The organism is Bdellovibrio sp. HCB117 (assembly GCF_047305915.1).
Taxonomy (GTDB): Bacteria; Bdellovibrionota; Bdellovibrionia; order Bdellovibrionales; family Bdellovibrionaceae; genus Bdellovibrio; species Bdellovibrio bacteriovorus_B.
In genome coordinates, this window is record NZ_CP178622.1 from 771,017 (window position 1) to 788,182 (window position 17,166).

The 17,166-nt window shown below is 46.5% G+C and carries 13 protein-coding genes, 2 tRNA genes and 3 rRNA genes; 14 read left to right on the forward strand and 4 right to left on the reverse strand.

What is annotated here, in order from left to right:
• The first annotated feature begins 155 nt into the window (after nucleotides 1-155).
• The 6 genes from pilM to ACLWBD_RS03755 are packed head-to-tail and all read left to right on the forward strand — an operon-like array spanning nucleotide 156 to nucleotide 5,846.
• Entirely contained in the window at nucleotides 156-1,211 is a 1,056-nt protein-coding gene (gene pilM, locus ACLWBD_RS03730; RefSeq protein ID WP_063209867.1) for a type IV pilus assembly protein PilM, read from the forward strand.
• Nucleotides 1,208-1,807, forward strand: coding sequence for a PilN domain-containing protein (locus ACLWBD_RS03735; protein ID WP_063209869.1), 600 nt, complete (start codon nucleotides 1,208-1,210; stop codon nucleotides 1,805-1,807). Before pilM ends, ACLWBD_RS03735 begins: the two co-directional genes overlap by 4 nt.
• Nucleotides 1,804-2,400 carry a type 4a pilus biogenesis protein PilO gene (locus ACLWBD_RS03740; RefSeq protein ID WP_413569558.1) on the forward strand — a complete coding sequence of 199 codons (597 nt, stop codon included), beginning with the start codon at nucleotides 1,804-1,806 and terminating at the stop codon, nucleotides 2,398-2,400. Before ACLWBD_RS03735 ends, ACLWBD_RS03740 begins: the two co-directional genes overlap by 4 nt.
• On the forward strand, nucleotides 2,397-3,125 hold the full coding sequence (locus ACLWBD_RS03745) for a pilus assembly protein PilP (RefSeq protein WP_063209873.1): 729 nt from the start codon (nucleotides 2,397-2,399) through the stop codon (nucleotides 3,123-3,125). The genes ACLWBD_RS03740 and ACLWBD_RS03745 overlap by 4 nt, the downstream gene beginning before the upstream one ends.
• Before the next feature lie 25 nt (nucleotides 3,126-3,150).
• The gene (gene pilQ / locus ACLWBD_RS03750) at nucleotides 3,151-5,283 is read left to right on the forward strand and encodes a type IV pilus secretin PilQ (protein WP_413569560.1); all 2,133 of its coding nucleotides are present in this window, start codon (nucleotides 3,151-3,153) and stop codon (nucleotides 5,281-5,283) included.
• 14 nt (nucleotides 5,284-5,297) lie between these two features.
• Complete coding sequence (locus ACLWBD_RS03755; protein WP_413569561.1) at nucleotides 5,298-5,846, forward strand: hypothetical protein; 549 nt, start codon at nucleotides 5,298-5,300, stop codon at nucleotides 5,844-5,846.
• 226 nt (nucleotides 5,847-6,072) lie between these two features.
• On the opposite strand, the gene ACLWBD_RS03760 is transcribed toward ACLWBD_RS03755, so the two are convergent.
• Complete coding sequence (locus ACLWBD_RS03760; protein WP_413569562.1) at nucleotides 6,073-6,351, reverse strand: hypothetical protein; 279 nt, start codon at nucleotides 6,349-6,351, stop codon at nucleotides 6,073-6,075.
• Nucleotides 6,352-6,494: 143 nt separating this feature from the next.
• Between ACLWBD_RS03760 and ACLWBD_RS03765 the strand changes: the two genes are divergently transcribed.
• Nucleotides 6,495-7,808, forward strand: a complete 1,314-nt coding sequence (locus tag ACLWBD_RS03765; RefSeq protein WP_413569564.1) for a replication-associated recombination protein A — start codon at nucleotides 6,495-6,497, stop codon at nucleotides 7,806-7,808.
• Between the two features lie 53 nt (nucleotides 7,809-7,861).
• Here the strand turns inward: ACLWBD_RS03765 and ACLWBD_RS03770 are convergent, their stop codons facing one another.
• Nucleotides 7,862-8,167 (reverse strand): cupin domain-containing protein, encoded by a 306-nt coding sequence (locus ACLWBD_RS03770; RefSeq protein WP_063209883.1) that lies wholly within the window; start codon nucleotides 8,165-8,167, stop codon nucleotides 7,862-7,864.
• A 223-nt stretch (nucleotides 8,168-8,390) separates the two neighbouring features.
• Here ACLWBD_RS03770 and ACLWBD_RS03775 point away from each other — a divergent pair, with 223 nt between their 5' ends.
• From ACLWBD_RS03775 to ACLWBD_RS03805, 7 genes are all read left to right on the forward strand, one after another.
• A complete protein-coding gene (locus ACLWBD_RS03775) occupies nucleotides 8,391-8,903 on the forward strand; it encodes a hypothetical protein (protein ID WP_253696994.1) in 513 nt (170 codons plus the stop codon).
• Nucleotides 8,904-9,058: 155 nt separating this feature from the next.
• A tRNA-Ala gene (locus ACLWBD_RS03780) sits at nucleotides 9,059-9,134 on the forward strand.
• Between the two features lie 261 nt (nucleotides 9,135-9,395).
• Nucleotides 9,396-10,909 (forward strand): 16S ribosomal RNA (locus ACLWBD_RS03785).
• Between the two features lie 162 nt (nucleotides 10,910-11,071).
• Nucleotides 11,072-11,148: transfer RNA gene (locus ACLWBD_RS03790), tRNA-Ile, on the forward strand.
• A 110-nt stretch (nucleotides 11,149-11,258) separates the two neighbouring features.
• Nucleotides 11,259-14,199, forward strand: a 23S ribosomal RNA gene (locus ACLWBD_RS03795).
• Between the two features lie 276 nt (nucleotides 14,200-14,475).
• Nucleotides 14,476-14,592, forward strand: a 5S ribosomal RNA gene (gene rrf / locus ACLWBD_RS03800).
• Together the 16S, 23S and 5S rRNA genes with 2 tRNA genes alongside form the textbook arrangement of a ribosomal RNA operon.
• Before the next feature lie 362 nt (nucleotides 14,593-14,954).
• Nucleotides 14,955-15,233, forward strand: coding sequence for a hypothetical protein (locus tag ACLWBD_RS03805; protein WP_413569565.1), 279 nt, complete (start codon nucleotides 14,955-14,957; stop codon nucleotides 15,231-15,233).
• A 103-nt stretch (nucleotides 15,234-15,336) separates the two neighbouring features.
• Here ACLWBD_RS03805 and ACLWBD_RS03810 read toward each other — a convergent pair whose 3' ends face one another.
• The gene (locus tag ACLWBD_RS03810) at nucleotides 15,337-16,350 is read right to left on the reverse strand and encodes an alpha/beta fold hydrolase (protein ID WP_413569566.1); all 1,014 of its coding nucleotides are present in this window, start codon (nucleotides 16,348-16,350) and stop codon (nucleotides 15,337-15,339) included.
• Nucleotides 16,351-16,360: 10 nt separating this feature from the next.
• On the reverse strand, nucleotides 16,361-17,023 hold the full coding sequence (locus ACLWBD_RS03815) for a hypothetical protein (RefSeq protein WP_413569568.1): 663 nt from the start codon (nucleotides 17,021-17,023) through the stop codon (nucleotides 16,361-16,363).
• Between the last annotated feature and the right edge of the window lie 143 nt (nucleotides 17,024-17,166).

Consider the following 17,166-nt stretch of genomic DNA (forward strand, 5'->3'; position numbering starts at 1 on the left):
TAGGACTATAAGCTCATATTCATCTGATTTGCTAGACCCCTTATTTGACATTCACGTTTCAACCAGAAATAATTTTATTATTTAGGACTTGTGTCTAAAGGACGTAAGTCTTTGAAAATACATCTGGTAGATACAACTGGGGAAGCAGCGTAAGCATGTTTTTTAAGTCAAAGAAAGTTATCGGACTCGATATCGGAACGAGTTCCATCAAGCTTGCTGAAATGGACTTCAATGGCAAAGGAGCCCAACTGCTTTCTTTTGGTTTCGCACCAACTCCTCCGAACGCCGTATCCGGTGGAGAAATCGTGGACATCGGCTCCGTTGGTGTAGCGATTCAATCCTTAGTAAATGAAGTTAAATCCAAACGTAAAAGTTTAGCGACAGCGATGTGGGGAACGGCGGTGATCGTAAAAAAAATCACGATCCCGCGCATGGATAAGAAGCTCATTAAAGATCAGATTCGCTTCGAAGCCGAACAGTACATTCCTTTTGATATCAACAACATCAGCTTAGCCCATCACATTCTCACTGGCAGTAGCTCTCCAGATACGATGGATATCTTGTTGATCGCGGCCCAGAACGAACTCGTCACTCAATACACTCAAGTTATTGAGATCAGCGGGCTTAACTGTGGCGTTTTGGATGTGAGCGGTTTTGCTCTCGCAAATGCCTTTGAATTGAACTATGGAAAAATTCCTGGCGAAGTGATTGGGCTTCTGAATTTCGGAGCCGCCATTACGAACTTCGTCGTGGTTCAAAATGGCGAAGTGATTTTCTGCCGCGATATCCCTGTTGGTGGTGCGAACTACACAAACGAAATCCATAAAGCGATGGGTGTGACGGTGGCTGAAGCCGAAGCATTGAAGCTAAGTGCAATTTCCCGCCGTGAAGTTCCCGATGAAGTTCACTCTATCATCAGTGCAACAAATGAGGCAGTGACCGAAGAGATTCGCAGCAGTTTGGATTTCTTGAGCGCGACGACAAATGGTCTGGTTTTGAACCGTTGTTTCTACACGGGGGGAAGTTCTGCGACCTCAGGTCTGACAGAAACTGTTTCTCGCGTGACCGGCATTCTAATGGAACCGTTCAATCCGTTCTTGCGTGTCAAAGCCAATCCTAAAAAGTTCTCGCCAGAATACTTGGAACAAATCAGCTCTTTTGCGGCGGTTGTGACGGGCTTGGCATTGCGTGAAGTGGGGGATGCGACATGATTAAAATTAATCTTGCCACATCCACAGTCAGTCCTTCGGTAGGCGCTTCTTTAGGGATTTCTTCCGACGGCTTTGTTTCTCCAGATGAAGCCCGTAAGGAAGCGTTAAAGCGTCTGGTTCTTCTTTTGGTGGGACCGGCAGCTTTATATATTTATGAAAACCAGAACATCCCGGGAAAGATTGCGGATCTCAATGCTAAAACTCAAGTTTTAAGCGAGCTGCAAAGTTATAACTCCCGTCAGGCCGCTTCAGTTGCTGAGATCAAGAAGTTTAAAGAAGATGAAGCTTTGATGGCTGCGCGTATTTCTGCATTGGAAAAACTGGCAAAAGATCGTCAAAGAGAAGTGCGTGTCTTGGACCTTTTGCAGTCTGTGATTCCTGAAAAAGCCTGGCTGACACGCGTGCAGATCAATCCGGATCGTGTGAATATTCAAGGTCTCGCCCTTAGCGATTTTGAAGTTTCAGCTTTCTTAGAAGCGTTAACTAAAAGCGTGTTTTTAATGGACGTTAATCTTGTCAGTTCCAGCGAAGTCACTCAAGACGGTTCGGTCCTTAAGAAGTTTGAAATCAGCTGCTTGTTGGAGAGACCCGAATGAATAAGTTTTTTGAAACTCTCGCAGCTCAACAAGTCGGTAAGATTCTGCTCATCGGTTTAGCGCTGACAGGGTTTTACTGGTACGCACTCTATGATGACGGCTCGGCTATTGATGCTCAAATAGCCAGTGTGACTCAGCAACTGCAGGAAGAAGAAAATAAAAAGAAAGATACCGACGCGACTTTAAAGCAAGTGCAAGAGATGCAAGAAAAAGTCGGGCAGCTTAGCCAAAAGTATCAAGAAATCTCTCGTCGTCTTCCTTCGGCGTTGTTTTCCATCGACATCAATAAAGCCATTGATGATTTCGCTCGTAATTCGGGCGTAAGTGTGAAGGCGAAAAAGCCTGCGGAAAACGTGAAGAAAGAAGTCGTTGAAGAAGTTCCTGTGGACGTGACCTTAGAGGGAACTTATGCCGAATTAGCGCAGTTCGCATTCATCGTTTCGAATGCAGAGCGTATGTCACGTGTGAAAAATGTGGTGGTAACAAGACCGGAGCCGGTAACGGGCGGTAAGTTGAAATTTGAAGGTCAGGTTGTCGGTTATAAGCTGGCTCCTGAAACCAAGAAACCTGAAGGTACGGAGACTCCCAAGTGAAGTCTGTAAGATGGATTGTATCTTACATTTTAGTCGCGGCGATTGGACTTTGGCTGGCATTTGCTGTCAGTGTGCGTTTCATCACGCCTGCGCAATCACAAGAAGCTCCTTCGGCAGGGGATCTTCCACCTGAATTTTTAAAAGAAGTGGAAGCGACCCAAGTTCCTCCGACCGGGGGAACACCGAAACCGGTAACACCTCCTGCGGGAAGTCCTCCGGCGGGTGCGCCATCGGCGGGAACGCCTCCCATGGATCCTCCAGCGGCGCAAGTGCCGCCACCCGGGCAACCTAATGTTCCCCCTCCACCAATGGAAACTCAGTTTGGTGATGGAGCAACGGCGCCGGCTCCGCAAAATTCAAATATTCTTCCTGGTGATGGATATTCCTACGACCCAACAGGGAAAAGAGACCCGTTCAAACCATTTAGAACGATTCGTCCAACGGTCACAGACGCGGGTAAAGCCGCGGCCGAAGTCTTAGAGCCCTTGCAGCGTTGGGAAATTGATCGACTGCAAATCGTCGGTATTTTGTGGGATGTGACAACTCCAAGAGCCATGGTTCGTGATCCAGATGGAGCTGTGTTTACTGTAACTAAGAACTCTAAAATTGGCCGAAACGAAGGATTTGTAGCGGCGATCCGCGAGGGTGAAGTGGTCGTCATCGAAACAAGATACGACGACGGGAAATCCATCAAAGAGCCTCGCGTGTTAGAGTTGAGAAAATAGTTTTTAATACCTTAAGGAGGAGCTAATGAAAGGATTCATTAGATTATTAATCCTAAGTGCAATGATTGCATCTTTGACCTCTTGTGCAAGTCGCCCGGTGGAAGACGATGATTTGTCTTTGGACGGTGCTGAGTCTGCGGAAGTAGCGCCGGCTGATTCCGGTGCGCAAGATGATTTCGCCGAATTTGAAGATTCCGGTTCACAGCAGCAGGCAGAGGCCGCTCCCGCACCAGAAGGTGATCAGGATCTAGCGATTGAAGAAGAAGTCAATCAGTCGAGCGATGTTCCTCAGCAGGCGGAAACTATTCCTCCGACGCCTGCTCCAGAAGAGACTTCGCCAACAGAAGATCCTTTCGCCGATACAACCGTCGCGGATGCGCCAACGCCAGCTCCTGAATCTGCTCCAGCACCAGATGTGCCTTCAGAATCAACGGTGACAGAGACAATTCCGACTCCAGTTGAAGAGTCGGCTCCGCAAGTCGTGAACAACGGTGAACCGGCAATGATCACGGACCTTCAGTTCAAATCCAATGAGACGGGTGGAACTGTGATCGTGAATGCGAACAAGCCTTTGACGTACACAACTCGTACGAACCCGGACTTGCGCCAGTTCATTATCGAAGTCGACAACGCCACTTTGCCAGATCGTTTGAAGCGTTCATTGAACACTCGCGATATCAAAGGCAGCGTAGGAGCTATTGATGCTTATCAAAATCCAGGCTCATCAACAGCTCGCTTTGTAATTCAACTTCGTGAAGGCGTTTCAGAGCCAACAGTTCAATCTGAAGGTAACGCTCTATTAATCGTAGCTAACAGCACTGGCGATACGAGTGTGGCTGAAGCGGCTCCGGTACAAGAACAACAAATTCTTCCAAGCCAAAATTTGCAAGAATTCTTGGCAGGAAACACTCAGTTCTACGGTAAAAAGATTTCGATCGAAACAAACAATATGGATATTCGCGACGCTTTAAACTTCATCACTGAAGAAAGTGGCGTGAACATGGTTCTTTCCGAAGACGTGAAAGGCAATATCAGCCTGAAACTTCGCCAAGTTCCTTGGGATCAAGCTTTGGTTGTGATCATGAAAGCAAAAAAACTTGGCTACACTCGCCAGGGCAATGTTTTGCGTATCGCTCCTTTGCAAGATTTAAGAGCGGAAGAAGATGATGCCAATAAACTGGCTCAAGCTCGCAAAAACATCGAACCATTAAAAGTTCGCATGTTCCCGGTGAGCTACGCTCGTGTGGATGAGCTGGAAAAGAAAATCAAAGATTTCTTGGGCGACCGTGGCCGCGTGGTGGGCGATGTTCGTACGAATGCTTTGGTGGTGACAGATATCGAAGAGAATCTAGAGCGTGCGGCAAAATTGATTGCAAGCTTAGACACTCAACCTCCGCAAGTCCTTGTCGAAGGTAAAATCGTCGAGGCCAAAGAAAGTTTCACGCGTAATATCGGTGTGAACTGGGGAGCGACAGGTTCACCTATTAAGTTGGGATCCACATCTCGTGGTCCGGTGAATATGAATCCAAGCTTTAACGTCAATCCGACGGCAACAACTCCGGGTAACTTCAATTTCAATTTGAGTGTTGGTACTTTGGATGTTTTCGGAACTCTGCAAGCGGCGTTGTCTTTGTCTGAAACGGAAGAGCAAGTAAAAGTTATCTCGGCTCCCAGAATCATGACTATGACGAATGAAAAAGCCGACATCACTCAAACGACAGAGGTTCCAGTTCGTCAAGTGACTCAAAACGGGACAGCGACTCAAGAAACGTTCCAGTTCAAACCGTTAACCATGAAACTTGAGGTTACACCTCAGGTGACAGCCGACGGTTCTGTTATAATGAAAGTGAACGTGAATAGACAGTTCCAAGGTGCTGACACGAGCGGCGCGGGCCAAGGGGCTTTTGCGGTGAACAGTCGCGAAGCTAACACTCGCGTGCTTGTGAAAAATGGTCAGACCGCAGTTATCGGTGGTATCTATCAGAGTGATGCCACAGACGGGGAAACAGGTGTTCCTTGGTTGCGTGAAGTCCCTTATCTCGGCTACCTGTTTAAGACGAAGAACGTGAGAAAAGATAAGACGGAACTTTTGGTATTCTTAACTCCAAGAATCATTGGGGCAGTTGATTCCTCAGGTCCGCAAACTCAAGACTTCTAAAAAAAGGAACGCGTATGAAGAAAATAATGTACGTTTTGCTCCTTCTAATGAGCGCGAACCTCGTAGCTTGTTCTCAAGAAGATAGTAACGTGGAAGTGTCGATCACTTCCTCGCCACTGCCTTTGATTCCAGCCACAGCGGTTAGTTGTTTGGCTCAAGAAAATGCCGGTGATGACGTAGCCACAGCGGATATCTCTGCCAGCTACTTCAAAATACCGACAATCACATTCAATCGTAAAGACACCAGCAAAACCCTGATCGTCGCTTTCATCCGCGTATCGATTCAGATCCCAGGAAGCGCCACTCCAGTAACTTGTGAATATGGTGGGGACCAGTTAGCAGCATTACGAGGGAATTGGTTTGATAGTCTTACCAAAGAAGCCGCAATACCTGTAGGCGAAGCATCTTATGCTACTACGTGTCCAATGTATTGTGGTGGAATCAACGCCACCAACCAATTCGTTGCGACCGGCACGATGGAAGTCTTCGGACTAGAGCGCGATACTAATCAGGATGAAACTCCAGTGAAGGTTCAGACTTCTATAACAATCCAATCATACTAAGATAGTATTTCAATTATTATGGAGAAAAGCCTCAGTCAAAAACTGGGGCTTTTTTTTTGCACTATTGAAGTTAGAAATACCTAGGGGAGACCTTACACCATTCCCCATAAAAAAATGTGTTTGCGGAATCCTAATAATAGTTTTTTCGCCCTTTGATCGAGCGGAAGAAAATTTTAAAGAAATTATCGCCGATATGTTCGGAACCCAATTTAGAACTTCCAAACACTTACTTTACGCAGGAGATTTGCGGCGCGGAAATAACATTTCCCGTAACTCCAGAAATTCCATAGCAAATAGTCCCGTCAGTCTGTTTGATTTGATAAAGATAGGCTGTAATACTTGAGCCAGTGACGACTAAAGAAACTGTTTCTACGAGCGTCCCATCTGAAAAAGCGCCATTTGCTTTAACTCCAATGCTCTGGCTTTGCCCCACGGCCTGATATGCCGCGACCGACCCACCAATCAGCATGGCGATGGCCGCCACAATAATTAAAGACTTTTGCATTTGCTCCTCCATGCATTCAGTGAACAAGCACCACTTTGCGTCGGCAACACAAACTCCTGCAATGTCAGCGTGTTAGCTAGCAGTTCCCAAAAGTCACACAATCTTTCAGTGCTTTCTGCGGGCAAATGGTTTAGGACAAGGGCATGGATCTTTTCTCTTCTTCCAACGCCGCTTTAAGTTCATCTCCGCTTTCTGAGATTCTTCGCCCAAAGAATCTAGATGAAATTATCGGCCAAGATAAAACATTGGGACCCAAATCGAAGCTGGGTCAAATGTTGCGAAAAGGATATCTGCCAAGCCTCATCATTTGGGGACCTCCAGGAACGGGCAAAACCACCTTCGCGTTGGCTTTGTCTCAACACTTCAACGCGCATTTTGAAAATATCAATGCGGTCGATGCAGGCGCAAAAGTTTTACGTGAAGTGGGAGAAAAGGGCCGCGATCGCCGATTGCAGTTCCAGCAAAAAACCGTTCTTTTTGTTGACGAGATTCACCGTTTTAATAAAGCCCAACAAGACGTCCTTTTGCCTTTCGTGGAAAAAGGCGATTTGGTCTTAGTCGGAGCGACAACGGAAAATCCCAGCTACGAGTTAAATCGAGCCCTTTTAAGTCGCTGTCGTGTCGTCGTTTTCGAACGTCTTTCTGAAGAGGACTTAAGTAAAATCGTTCTCCGCGCCGAATCTCATTATAAAAAGCCTTTAGAGCGCATTCTTACCAAAGAAGCTATCAACAATCTTTTAGAGTACTCCGACGGAGACGCCCGTCGTCTCATCAACAGTCTCGAAATCCTTTATAACTTTACAAAGGATCAAGAAGACGGGGAGCGCCTCGACGTCAATGACATGCGCGAGCTTTTGCAACAAAATCCCTTGGGTTACGACAAAAGCTCCGAGATGCACTATGACCTTATCTCTGCTTTCATTAAAAGTGTGCGCGGAAGTGATCCTGACGCCGCCGTTTACTATTTAGCTCGCATGATTGACGGCGGAGAAGATCCTATCTTTATCGCTCGCCGGTTGATTATTTTGGCTTCGGAAGATATCGGAAATGCGGACCCGCGCGCAATTTCGGTGGCCGTTTCTGGCCTTCAAGCGGTCGAGGCCATCGGCCTTCCGGAAGGCGCGATCACACTTGCGCAGGTAACAACTTATTTGGCGTGTTGCCCAAAATCGAATGCCTCATACATGGCATTGAATAATGCTCGTGCACTAGTAGAGAAAACTCGCACGCAGCCAGTTCCGCTTCATTTAAGATCAGCGAAGACCGCCTTGGCCAAAGACTTAGGCTACGGCCGTGACTATAGATATCCCCACAATTATCCAACGGGTTGGGTAGAGCAAAACTATCTGCCTGAAGAGCTAGAGACAGAACCACTCTATGAGCCGACAAATAGGGGCTTCGAAAAAAATATCCGAGATTATCTAAATTGGATGAAAGGTCAAAAGCCTGAGAAATAAAAAAAGAGAAAGGGATCACCTTTCTCTTTTTTTATTTTCGGAGCTTGCGAAGTCTATATAGCTCTTTGCGCGCAAACACAGATGCAACCCTGCGCACCTTGAGCGGTGTGCGAGTGCTTTGTGTTGGCAGGAATTTCCACACGATCGCCAGGGCGAAGAACAAACTGATTTCCAGAGATATTAAAGATCATTTCTCCAGAAACAATAACACGAACTTCTGCGAACGGATGGCGATGATCCTGCACTTTCATTTGCGGCTCGTAAACTTCGTCGTAAGGTTCCAAGCCTTCTGATTCAAGAATCATATGAACCTGTTCTTTGCTTGGAACGATCGGAGCTTGCCAGCGTGTGATGATCATAAGTTGCCTCTTTCGAATCCCTTTATCTCAAATCGGCACAGCGAAAACAAGTCACGGTGCCGCTGAATCTCTTGATGAAACACTATCACGAAACTTTGTTCAAATTGCGACAGGATAAGGGACCTGTTTATCATCTTTTTGTGTTTTCTTGTTAAGTCCTTTTGTGGATTGTCGATACCTAACATGTAAGAGAGGGACACCCTGTATTTAGGGGAGGGGTATTTTGAGCATTAAATCTAAATCGACACATGCTGAATTAGATCACATCTTGAATTTTGTCGATGCATCGAAGGGTCTTCGTGCAAAGATCAACGAGTCAGGACGAGTTCAAATTCGTCAGGACCTAGACGGAAAACTATTCAGTTTTAATTCTCAAGATGTAAACGAAGTCCTTCATCGTGCAGACTCAGAAGGTAAGCCGTTCGTGCAAGTGAACTTTAAGAATGGAACGAAAGTTCTTCTGACGGAAACGCTTGTAGGCTTTAAACCTCTTGAAACTTTAGGTTTAGACATGGGCCGCATCCCTAAAGTGGTGACGACACCTGATTTAGTAAGCGTTTTTGATGCTATCGAAGAGTCTCTAGGGGCTGATAATGGTCTTGATCACGAGGTTGAGATCCTAAAAAAGGTCTACATGGCTATTGTTTCTGGTGGAGAAAAGGTCGGTTTCGATCTAACCACAGAAAGATTATGGCTAAACAGACTTATTGCGTCAAAATTCAAAGCCAGCGCTTAATTTTACGTAAAATCAGACACTTAAATCAAAGTTGCTAAAAACCGAGGCAGAGACCTCGGTTTACTTATTAGGCAACTTCGACCGCGGAATTAAATTTTCGAAAAAAAGCTATTGACCTTTTGGGGCCGTTACGAGAAAACAGCTCCACTTTGTTCGGGGGCATAGCTCAGCTGGGAGAGCATCTGATTTGCATTCAGAAGGTCGCAGGTTCGATCCCTGTTGCCTCCACCAATTTTCTTTATTTCATGACGTTCGTCTCGGACCGAAAAAAATAAAGAAAGAACATTGACGGGGACAAAAAAATCATTAAGATTGGTTCCTCGCGCTTCGGTAACGAAGCTTTGAATTAAGAATTTTCGCTCTTTGAAAACTGAATAGCTAGAATGATAGATTTTTGGGCTCTTAGAATATTAAGTAATTAATATTCACAATTTCAAAAATAAATTCGAACAAACACAGCGTAAGCTAGTTGTTTGGTTGAGAACAGAATTATAACTGGAGAGTTTGATTCTGGCTCAGAACAAACGCTGGCGGCGTGCCTAATACATGCAAGTCGAACGGGGAAAGTAGCAATATGAGTACTAGTGGCGCACGGGTGAGTAACGCGTGGATAATCTGCCTTGAAGAGGGGGATAACTAGTCGAAAGATTAGCTAATACCGCATAAGACCACAAGAACTGAGGTTCAAGGGGTCAAAGGTTTTTCGCTTCAAGATGAGTCCGCGTAAGATTAGCTAGTTGGTGAGGTAATGGCTCACCAAGGCAACGATCTTTAACTGGTCTGAGAGGATGATCAGTCACACTGGAACTGAGACACGGTCCAGACTCCTACGGGAGGCAGCAGTAGGGAATATTGCACAATGGAGGAAACTCTGATGCAGCGACGCCGCGTGAGTGATGAAGGCCTTCGGGTCGTAAAGCTCTGTCGCAGGGGAATAACACAATGAATGTACCCTGTAAGAAAGGATCGGCTAACTTCGTGCCAGCAGCCGCGGTAAGACGAGGGATCCTAGCGTTGTTCGGAATCATTGGGCGTAAAGCGGGTGTAGGTGGCTTTGTAAGTCAGATGTGAAAGCCCAGGGCTCAACCCTGGAAGTGCATTTGATACTGCGAAGCTTGAGTGCTAGAGAGGTTACTAGAATTCTTGGTGTAGTGGTGAAATACGTAGATATCAAGAGGAATACCGGTGGCGAAGGCGGGTAACTGGCTAGACACTGACACTCAGACCCGAAAGCGTGGGGATCAAACAGGATTAGATACCCTGGTAGTCCACGCCGTAAACGATGGATACTTGTTGTTGGAGGTATTGACCCCTTCAGTGACGAAGCTAACGCGTTAAGTATCCCGCCTGGGGAGTACGGTCGCAAGATTAAAACTCAAAGAAATTGACGGGGGCCCGCACAAGCGGTGGAGCATGTGGTTTAATTCGATGCAACGCGAAGAACCTTACCTAGGCTTGACATGTACTGGAAGACTGGCGGAAACGTCGTCGCCCGCAAGGGCCGGTACACAGGTGCTGCATGGCTGTCGTCAGCTCGTGTCGTGAGATGTTGGGTTAAGTCCCGCAACGAGCGCAACCCCTGCATTTAGTTGCCAGCATTCAGTTGGGCACTCTAAATGGACTGCCGGTGTTAAACCGGAGGAAGGTGGGGATGACGTCAAGTCCTCATGGCCCTTATGCCTAGGGCTACACACGTGCTACAATGGTGGTCACAAACTGAAGCGAAGCCGCAAGGTGGAGCAAATCGGAGAAAAGCCATCTAAGTTCAGATTGATCTCTGCAACTCGAGATCATGAAGTTGGAATCGCTAGTAATCGCGGATCAGAATGCCGCGGTGAATACGTTCCCGGGCCTTGTACACACCGCCCGTCACACCATGAAAGTCGGCTGTACCAGAAGTCGCTGCGCTAACCGCAAGGAGGCAGGCGCCCAAGGTATGGTCGATGATTGGGGTGAAGTCGTAACAAGGTAGCCGTAGGGGAACCTGCGGCTGGATCACCTCCTTTCTAAGGATTATCCGGTCAATCTTCACTCGGGACTTGTTCTCGAGTAAGTTAAAATGACCCAATCTTAGGTCAACTCACTCTTCCCGAGTGGGTGAGTCCCAAAAATCTTATCTAGCTATTTAGTTTTGAAAGAGTGAAAGCTCTTTACCTCGCATCTAACAAGGGCCAGTAGCTCAGTTGGTTAGAGCACACGCTTGATAAGCGTGGGGTCGGAAGTTCGAGTCTTCCCTGGCCCACCAACTAATTGAGTTGGACTGTTGGTGTGAGAAGAGTTTTTGCTGAACGATTTTCGTTCTTTGACAATTGAATAGATTGATTTAGTTGATTTTTAGCGAGGTTAGTTCCATTTTTTTAAGCTACAAAGGGCTTACGGTGGATGCCTTGGCACTAAGAAGCGATGAAGGACGTGGTAAGCTGCGATAAGCTTCGGGGAGTGGCACACACACTTTGATCCGGAGATGTCCGAATGAGGAAACTCACCATTTATGGTATCTTTCACTGAATACATAGGTGTAAGAAGCGAACGAGGGGAAGTGAAACATCTCAGTACCCTCAGGAAGAGAAATCAAATCCGAGATTACCCTAGTAGTGGCGAGCGAACGGGTAACAGCCTAAACCTTGTTCATTAATTTGAATAAGGGGTCGTGGGACCGCAATGTGGGACCGGAGAAGTTAGAAGAACAGTCTGGAAAGTCTGGCGAAACAGGGTGATAGCCCCGTAATTGAAAACTTCAATGGCCCTAGCGGCATCCCGAGTACCACGAGACACGTGAAATCTCGTGGGAATCCAGGAGGACCACCTCCTAAGGCTAAATATTCCTTAGTGACCGATAGAGGACAAGTACCGTGAGGGAAAGGTGAAAAGAACCCCGAGAGGGGAGTGAAATAGAACCTGAAACCGTAAGTCTACAAGCAGTTAGAGCCCTTTATATGGGCGATAGCGTACCTTTTGCATAATGAGTCAGCGAGTTATGTTTGCATGCGAGGTTAAGCCGTTGCAGGTGGAGCCGTAGCGAAAGCGAGTCTGAATAGGGCGATTTAGTATGCAGGCATAGACCCGAAACCCGGTGATCTAATCATGGACAGGTTGAAGCGAGGGTAACACCTCGTGGAGGACCGAACAAGTTGAGGTTGAAAACTCTTTTGATGATCTGTGATTAGGGGTGAAAGGCCAATCAAACTGGGTGATAGCTGGTTCTCCCCGAAATATATTTAGGTATAGCGTTGAGTAAAAAGTATCGTGGAGGTAGAGCACTGAATGGGCTAGGGGTCTTTACCGGATTACCAAACCCAAATAAACTCCGAATGCCACAGATATGTTCCTCAGCAGGCAGACTCAGGGTGATAAGGTCATGAGTCGAGAGGGAAAGAGCCCAGACCAACAGCTAAGGTCCCTAAATGCACGCTCAGTGGAGAACGTTGTGGAGTTACTTTGACAACTAGGAGGTTGGCTTAGAAGCAGCAATCCTTTAAAGAAAGCGTAATAGCTCACTAGTCTAGTGACTCTGCGCGGAAGATACAACGGGGCTAAGCGTGTTACCGAAGCTTTGGATTAAGATATTTTATATTTTAGTGGTAGGGGAGCGTTCTAGTGTAGGATGAAGGTTGACCGGTAGGACAGCTGGACGAACTAGAAGTGATCATGCTGACATAAGTAGCGTTGAACTCGGGTGAAAAACCCGGGCGCCGAAAACTCAAGGATTCCTGGGCAAGGATAATCCTCCCAGGGTTAGTCGAGTCCTAAGACGAGGCCAAATGGCGTAGTCGATGGCAAAACGGTTAATATTCCGTTACCTAGCTAAGTGTGTTTAAGGAATGACGGTGTAGGATATCACAGCCTCTTATTGGATTGAGGTGTAAGCATGTAGGAGGATCAGTAGGCAAATCCGCTGGTCGTAACTCTGAGGTGTGAATGCGAGGGACTTTGTCCCGGAAGTGTGAAAAGCCATGCATCCAAGAAAAGTTTCGTAAATTTAGCTTAGTTAGCTCGTACCGTAAACCGACTCAGGTGAGTGGGGTGAATATCCTAAGGCGATGGGGTGAATTTTGGTTAAGGAACTCGGCAACTTAACACCGTAACTTCGGGAAAAGGTGTGCCTGAGAGAGTGTAAGGACTTGCTCCCCAAGCTTTTTCAGGTCGCAGAGAAATGGGAGTAGCGACTGTTTATCAAAAACACAGGTATGTGCAAAGTCACAAGACGACGTATACATACTGACGCCTGCCCGGTGCTGGAAGGTTAAAAGGATTAGTTAGCGTAAGCGAAGCTGAGAATTGAAGCCCCAGTAAACGGCGGCCGTAACTATAACGGTCCTAAGGTAGCGAAATTCCTTGTCGGGTAAGTTCCGACCTGCACGAATGGCGTAACGACTTCTCCGGTGTCTCAACCAAATGCCTCGCGAAATTGAATTCTCGGTGAAAATGCCGAGTACCCGCAGAAAGACGGAAAGACCCCGTGAACCTTTACTGTAGCTTGGCAGTGATTTTAGAGTTGGCATGTGTAGGATAGGTGGGAGACTTTGAAGCCAGGGCGCTAGCTCTGGTGGAGTCAACCTTGAAATACCACCCTTGGCAACTTTGAAATCTAACCTGCTCCTCGAAACGAGGAGAGGGACACTGTCTGGTGGGCAGTTTGACTGGGGCGGTCGCCTCCCAAAAAGTAACGGAGGCGCGCGATGGTCCCCTCAGCCTGATTGGAAACCAGGCGTCGAGTGCATTGGCATAAGGGGGCTTGACTGCGAGACCTACAAGTCGAGCAGGTGCGAAAGCAGGCCAAAGTGATCCGGTGGTCCCGCGTGGAAGGGCCATCGCTCAACGGATAAAAGGTACTCCGGGGATAACAGGCTTATTCCATCCAAGAGTCCATATCGACGATGGAGTTTGGCACCTCGATGTCGGCTCATCACATCCTGGGGCTGGAGCAGGTCCCAAGGGTTTAGCTGTTCGCTAATTAAAGTGGTACGCGAGCTGGGTTCAGAACGTCGTGAGACAGTTTGGTCCTTATCTTCTGTGGGCGTATGAGATTTGAGCAGACCTGTCCTTAGTACGAGAGGACCGGGATGGACGAACCTCTGGTGTTCCTGTTGTCGCGCCAGCGGCAATGCAGGGTAGCTATGTTCGGAATTGATAACCGCTGAAAGCATCTAAGCGGGAAGCAAACTGCGAGATTAGATCTCACTGGGGCTTCGGCCCCCTAAAGACTCCTTGGAGACTACGAGGTTGATAGGCGGAAGGTGTAAGCGCTGTGAGGCGTTCAGCTGATCCGTACTAATAGGTCGTGAGGCTTTTTTAAATTTTTTCTTCTTTAAGAAGAATATCGTCTCTATAGTAACTCTCTTACGAATGTAGGACTGAGCGAAAGAGACTAGTTCTCTGGATGAATCCCAAAAGGATGAGTCAATGAGCAGAGAATGAAGATTTGGGACTAACCACAAATCGCTAAAAATCAATTAAATCAATCATTCGATTGCTAAATCAAAAAAGTAACTTCTCCATTTGGATTGGAAGTAAGTTGCAAAGAAACGAAACGGAGTCTATAACGACTCCACTTTGACTTAATAAACGCTTTGCTGGTGTTTATAGCAGAGGGGCCACACCTGATCCCATTCCGAACTCAGAAGTTAAGTCCTCTTGCGGCGATGGTATTGCACGGGCGACCGTGTGGGAGAGTAGCACGATGCCAGCTCTATTTTACTTGAACCCAGGTTACGAAAGTAATCTGGGTTTTTTTTTTTGCCTTTTCCAAAAGGTATCTGCTTCCCTTCCTATTAAAAAAGGTACACGGTTCTTTAATAAACGATCTCTTCCTGAAGAACGATCTACTGCTAATCTTTACTGCCACCGTGGCAGTAAGCTGATGCGTTATCCCGTGTTGTTCTTGCCCGAAAATTACTTCCACGATGGAAGTGAATCTAAAGTTGTCTTTAAATGGTGCGATTAAGCGCTCACAACCAGGGTAAAATATCCATCTGCAACGAGTTTTCCTATAGTGTTGTAGCCTTATTCTTTCTGCTTAATGAGAGTCATCAAGCTTGATACGATGGAAGCATGAAACAAAACGTGGAAATCTGCTCGGGCTGTGTTGTGAGATCGGCTGAAGGAGTAGAGGAAAGTACATTTCTTATTAAGAAGAAGTTTTTGGAAGAGCTCGTCGCTCGATTGAAGGAACTTCGTCCCGATGTGGAGTGGAATGTCTCACTCACTTCCTGTATGCGCTTTTGTCCCGATAAAAGAATGTCCCTGGTGATTAAAAATCAGATGGGTATGTCGACTGGGAACTCAGTTGATGTCGTCGCTGAAGATATTATTTCCCGCTCACTATCTTGAATTAAAATCTGCAACTGAAAGTTTAGATCTCGCTTCGCAAAAAAAAAGGGAAAGAATTTTCTTTCCCTTCTAATTCAAAGATTTAAATCTCTAATCTCGTAACCTATAAATTCTTTGTTAGTGCTTTCCAGAAAGCCTCGAAATCTTCGATGAAAGGCATGTGGCCTAGGCCTTTGAGTTCTACGAGGTTTGCTTTTGGAATCATCTTAGTTACCTGACGGCTGATGACGGGGTAATTGCCCATTTTCTTTTTCATGTCTTCAGAAGCCCACGCTTTGCCGACGGCGGTGCGATCGCGGTCGCCGATAATTAAAACAGTCGGAACTTTAATGTTTTTGAATTCATAGAATACCGGCTGAGTAAAAACCATGTCTGAAGTTAAAGCGGCATTCCAAGCAATCAGTGGATAGTCTGGGCCTTGCAACCAGCCAGTAGGGATCTCTAACCACTTATCGTATTCTGGCTTCCATTTGCCGTCGTAATAACTATCAAGCTGGTATTGCTTAATCTTTTCTGGCGTTGTCGCTAATTCAGATTTGTAAGACTCATCGATATTTCTATATGACGTCATGGTCTTCCAATCTTCTAAACCAATCGGATTCACTAAAAATAATTTCGTTACTTTTTCGGGATACATCAAAGCGAAACGAGAAGCGACCATTCCACCCATGGAGTGTCCTAGCAGATGAAACTTTTGAACATTTAAACTTGCTAGCAAATTAGAAGTATTTTGAGCCAGAGTTTGAAAGCTATATTGATACTTCTGCGGCTTTGATGATTTTCCAAAACCGATTTGGTCAGGAACGATTACGCGATAACCTTCTTGATTCAAGCCTAGGATCACTTGTTCAAAGTAAGCTCCAGGGAAGTTCTTGCCATGAAGTAGGACAATGACTTTGTCGCTAGGACGACCGGCTGGAATATCCATGTAAGCCATTTTCAAATCTTGCTCTTGGGATTTAAAAGAATAGTACTGCACCGGAAATGGGTATTGATAAGTTGAAAGTTCTGCGTTGAAACCCTTAGACGTCGTTGTTTCCGAGGCATTGTCTTTTACTGTTTTTCCCGCGCACGCAGTGAGTGCTAATAAACCTAAAGCGACAGTCCATTTTTTCATTTACGTTCTCCTATTTCTGAGGTGCCGATGGAGTTGCTGTTGGAGTGGAGTTTACAGCGGGAGCCGGAGCTTGTTGAGTATTTGTGTTTTGACCTTGCGCAGGTGCGACGTTTTGCTGTGCTTGCGCAGGATTTGTATCGGGGGCCGCAGTTTGTGTCGGAGCCGCACTCGGTGCTGGAGCTGCTGGCGGTGGAGTTGGAACTTCCAGCGGAGTAATTTTGTTTAGGTTGTCCATCGTATAAGTGCGACCGACCTCAAAGATTTTATTTTTTGATTTAATATCGAAAAGGCTCGCTTGAATAATGATCCCAGGATTTTCCTCATCTGGCAGATCCATGAACTCCATCTCTAGAAATGCCGTGCCCTCTTTCACTCTTTGAATGTGAGGACGCTGTTTGCCGAGAATGGCCTTGGCAAGTTCAGAGTTCATGCGGATCTCTACGGTCGCAATTGAGTTCCACTGCGCAGGAAGCTGTTGTGCTTGCGCGAGGGCATGAAAATCATCGTTGATCATTTGAGCCAGTTGTTGCGCGGGAGTCAGTTGAACACAGGCTTGCTCTTTCTTTTCTTTTTTGCCGACTCCAAGAAGACCACCGTCATCTTGTTGAAGGGTGATGTAAGCCAGAACTCCTGCGGCAGCGATAATTAAAACGCCCAAAATTTTGTAAAGCATGGTGCACCTCGCTTGAATATTATTGGAAAGTTTTGAGGCAGCCTCAAAGCCTTTCGCCTCAGAGCCCAAAATCGCTTCTTCGGACTAGGTCTCTTGAAAGAGATAAGTCTTCGAAATTTCACGGCAAAAAAGTGTCCTTCGCG

Excerpts from the sequence above, each read along its gene's own strand:
- pilM (WP_063209867.1), top strand. The coding sequence starts at position 156 with ATGTTTTTTAAGTCAAAGAAAGTTATCGGACTCGATATCGGAACGAGT.
- ACLWBD_RS03735 (WP_063209869.1), top strand. The coding sequence starts at position 1,208 with ATGATTAAAATTAATCTTGCCACATCCACAGTCAGTCCTTCGGTAGGC.
- ACLWBD_RS03740 (WP_413569558.1), top strand. The coding sequence starts at position 1,804 with ATGAATAAGTTTTTTGAAACTCTCGCAGCTCAACAAGTCGGTAAGATT.
- pilQ (WP_413569560.1), top strand. The coding sequence starts at position 3,151 with ATGAAAGGATTCATTAGATTATTAATCCTAAGTGCAATGATTGCATCT.
- ACLWBD_RS03755 (WP_413569561.1), top strand. The coding sequence starts at position 5,298 with ATGAAGAAAATAATGTACGTTTTGCTCCTTCTAATGAGCGCGAACCTC.
- ACLWBD_RS03760 (WP_413569562.1), bottom strand. The coding sequence starts at position 6,351 with ATGCAAAAGTCTTTAATTATTGTGGCGGCCATCGCCATGCTGATTGGT.
- ACLWBD_RS03765 (WP_413569564.1), top strand. The coding sequence starts at position 6,495 with ATGGATCTTTTCTCTTCTTCCAACGCCGCTTTAAGTTCATCTCCGCTT.
- ACLWBD_RS03770 (WP_063209883.1), bottom strand. The coding sequence starts at position 8,167 with ATGATCATCACACGCTGGCAAGCTCCGATCGTTCCAAGCAAAGAACAG.
- ACLWBD_RS03805 (WP_413569565.1), top strand. The coding sequence starts at position 14,955 with ATGAAACAAAACGTGGAAATCTGCTCGGGCTGTGTTGTGAGATCGGCT.
- ACLWBD_RS03810 (WP_413569566.1), bottom strand. The coding sequence starts at position 16,350 with ATGAAAAAATGGACTGTCGCTTTAGGTTTATTAGCACTCACTGCGTGC.
- ACLWBD_RS03815 (WP_413569568.1), bottom strand. The coding sequence starts at position 17,023 with ATGCTTTACAAAATTTTGGGCGTTTTAATTATCGCTGCCGCAGGAGTT.